This is a genomic window from Streptomyces sp. P5F9, assembly GCF_057961495.1.
The window spans coordinates 1-3,227 of record NZ_JBXVPZ010000723.1 but is presented as its reverse complement, the minus strand read 5'-3'; the positions used below and the strand labels follow the sequence as shown (position 1 = coordinate 3,227).

Below are 3,227 nucleotides of genomic sequence, written 5' to 3'. Positions count from 1 at the left end.
GATCGGGGCGGGGGCCCTCGGACAGCCCGTCGCCGGGCGAGACCCGCACCGGCGGTGACATGACCCGTCGTTCACAAGGCACGGGCAGCGCAGCCGACGTGCCGACACAAGGCACTGCTCCCACAGCCGATGCCCCACCGTCGGTGAGGTCACCCGAGGTCACCCGTGGTTCACAAGGCCCCAGCCCAACCGATGCCCCGTAGCCCGTCGGGCCGTGGCCTACGCTGGGCGGGTGACGACCCCGGAAGCTGAGCAGTCCCAGTCCGCACCCGTTGGTGAACCGGTGCCGGAGCAGACGGGTGCCGAGGTGCCGTCCGCCGCCGGAGCCGTGGCGGGCGACGGTTCCGTGAGCGAGGGCACCGAGGGCGGTGCGGCCGACGCCCCTGAGGCCAACTCCTCTGAGGCCGACGCCCGTGCGGCCGACGCCCACCCGGCTGACCCCGCCGACCCCGCTGACCCCGCGGACGCTGCCGCCCCCCGGCCCGAGGAGCGGTTGGAGCGGGCCGTGCGCGCCGCCGAGCAGGCGTTGATCGAGTACGAGATCGCGGTGGACACCTTCCGCATCGAGGTCGAGAACTTCTCCCGGCTGCATCACCAGAAGCTCGGCCCGATGTACACCCGCCTCGACGAGCTGGACGCCCGGATCGCCGAGGCCCTGGCCGCACGCACCGGCAACCCTGAGGACATCCGCAAGGCGGACGAGGCGCGGGCCCGGGTGATGCCGATGCCCGCGGTCGAGGAGCTGTTCCACGGCTGGATGGACGGCAGCGGGCTGTTCCCGGAGGCCGAGGCGATGCTCACGGACCAGCCGGTCCGGCCCCCGCAGCGGGTGCGCCCCAGCGAGGAGGCCCGCAAGCTCTACCGCGAGCTGGCCCGCAAGGCCCACCCCGATCTGGCGCAGGACGACGACGAGCGCAAGCGGCGTGAGGAGTTCATCACCCGGGTCAACGCCGCCTACAGCCGCGGTGACGCCCCGCTGCTGCGCGAGCTGGCCGAGGAGTGGGCCGCCGGACCGGCCCCCGCGGAGCGCGGCCCGAGCCCCAGCGAGGAGCTCTACGCCCGCCTCGAATGGCTCGCCCACCGCAAGGAACTCCTCACCCTCGTCGCCCGCGAGCTGGAGGAGGGCGCCATCGGCTCCATGCTCCGCATCGCCCCGGACGACCCGGACCGTCTCCTCGACGAGATCGCCGAGCAGTTGCTCGCCCAGGTCGCCGAGCGGGAGGCGGAGCTGGCGAACCTGCTCTCGCAGCCGCACGCGTCGGAAGGCCCGTCGGGTAGCGTCGGGGCATGAGTTTCGGAACTGGTGTGCCCACGGTCGAGGTCGGAGACCTCAAGGACGGCGACTTCCTGCTGGACGTCCGCGAGGACGACGAGTGGCAGGCGGGTCACGCCACGGGGGCGCTGCACATCCCCATCAGTGAATTCGTGGCCCGGTACGGCGAGTTGACCGAGGCGGCGCCGCAGGACGGCCGGGTCCATGTGATCTGCCGCTCCGGCGGGCGTTCGGCCCAGGTCACGATGTACCTGGCCCAGCAGGGCATCGACGCGGTGAACGTCGACGGCGGCATGCAGGTGTGGGCCGCCGCGGGCCGACCCGTCGTCACGGACGAGGGCCAGCCGGGTTTCGTGCTGTAGCTGTAGCTGTAGCTGTAGCTGTAGCTGTAGCTGTAGCTGCAACTGCGGTGGGCGCGGGCCGGGTTCAGCCCAGCGGATGGGCCGCCAGCAGATCCCCCAAGGCCTCCTCGTGTGCTGCCGCCGGGCCGAGCGACAACTCCAGGTGCTTGGCCCAGGCGTGGTACCGGTGCAGGGGGTATTCGGTGTCGGCGCCGAACCCTCCGTGCAGATGCTGCGCGGTCTGCACGACCCGTCGTACCCCCTCCGCCGCCCAGATCTTGGCCACGGCCAGGTCCGCGGCGGCGGGCAGTGCGCCCGATGCCCCCGAGGCGATCCGCCACGCCGCCTGCCACAGGGTGGCCTCCATCGCGCGCAGGTCGATGTAGCGGTCGGCGGCCTGTACGGCGACGGCCTGGAAGGTCGCGACGGGGAACCCGAACTGCTCGCGCCTGCTGGTGTATTCGCCGGTCATGCGGAGCACGGCGGTGCCGAGGCCGAGGGCCAGCGCGCAGCTGCCGGCGGTCAGCAGATCTCGCAGCCACTCCCAGGCGCCGTCGGCATCGATGACGTCGACCCTCGCGATCGGCACGGATTCCAGGCGCAGTTCGCCGAGCCGCTCGCCCGTGGTGGAGATCTGCTCGGCGAGGACGACACCCTCGCGGTCCGGGGCGACCAGCGCGAGGACGGTGCGGCCGGCGTCCGTGTGCGCCGGTACGACGACCAGGTCCGCGTTGTGCGCCCACGGCACCGCGGTCTGCATCCCGTCCAGCACCCATCGGTCACCGTCCCGCCGTGCCGTCACGGCGAGTTCGGCCGGGTCGTGGCCGGTACGTCCGTGCGCGGCGACGGTCAGCACTAGGTCGCCGCGGCCGGCCCGGGTGAGCAGGGCGGACCTCAACTCCTCGCCGCCGTAGGCCTGTACGGTCGCCGCGGCCGCGCTGCTCTCCAGGAGCGGCACCCTAGCCAGCACCTTCGCCGACTCCCGCAGCACCAGGCACAGGGCGATCGCGTCCAGGCCCGCGCCGCCGTATGCCTCGTCGAGGAGCAGGCTCAGCAGGTCCGCCTCGGCGAGCCTGGCCCACAGCGCGCGGTCGAAGTCGTCGGCGACGGCGCCCGTGGTGTCGGCCGGACTGGGCACACCGTCCGGCGCGACATCGGCGAACACCCCCGCCGCCGCCTCGGCCGCCGCCTGCTGCTCCTCGCTGAAGGTGAAGTCCACGATCCCTGCCCTCCCGCACGCACACACCGGCCAACAGCCGGACGTCCGACCAGACCTGACGGAGCGTCAAGATAGAACAGGTTCTAGAAGAAGGGAACGGGCGCACCTCCGGGGTGTGCGCTACGGGGTATGTACTAGCGGTCGACGGGTCGTTCGGCGTCCGGCCATGCGGTCAGCGGGCGACCGATCGTTCGGTTCGGGGATTCAATGGTGGGATGTGCCGAGGAGAGGTGTCAACGGCTGTGGATAACCTGCGGGCAGCCGCTGTGGACAACCTGTGTGGCCGGTGAGGCAGGGGACTGTGCCCGGGGCGTGCCCCTGAGTACCGTTCCGTGCGGCGCCGGGGAGTGATAGGCGTGGAGCGGCGCCGGGCCCCGCGGCCGGGCGGGCGCGG

General features: G+C 72.6%; 3 protein-coding genes. 2 read left to right on the top strand and 1 reads right to left on the bottom strand.

Going from position 1 to position 3,227, the window contains the following annotated elements; all coding sequences use genetic code 11:
• Window positions 1-232 precede the first annotated feature (232 nt).
• Together AC31A1_RS49075 and AC31A1_RS49070 are read left to right on the top strand one after the other, a co-directional pair.
• Complete coding sequence (locus tag AC31A1_RS49075) at window positions 233-1,291, top strand: J domain-containing protein (protein ID WP_489659540.1); 1,059 nt, start codon at window positions 233-235, stop codon at window positions 1,289-1,291.
• Between the two features lie 14 nt (window positions 1,292-1,305).
• Window positions 1,306-1,635, top strand: coding sequence for a rhodanese-like domain-containing protein (locus tag AC31A1_RS49070; RefSeq protein ID WP_043675918.1), 330 nt, complete (start codon window positions 1,306-1,308; stop codon window positions 1,633-1,635).
• Window positions 1,636-1,699: 64 nt separating this feature from the next.
• Here the strand turns inward: AC31A1_RS49070 and AC31A1_RS49065 are convergent, their stop codons facing one another.
• Entirely contained in the window at window positions 1,700-2,833 is a 1,134-nt protein-coding gene (locus AC31A1_RS49065) for an acyl-CoA dehydrogenase family protein (protein ID WP_489659539.1), read from the bottom strand.
• Between the last annotated feature and the right edge of the window lie 394 nt (window positions 2,834-3,227).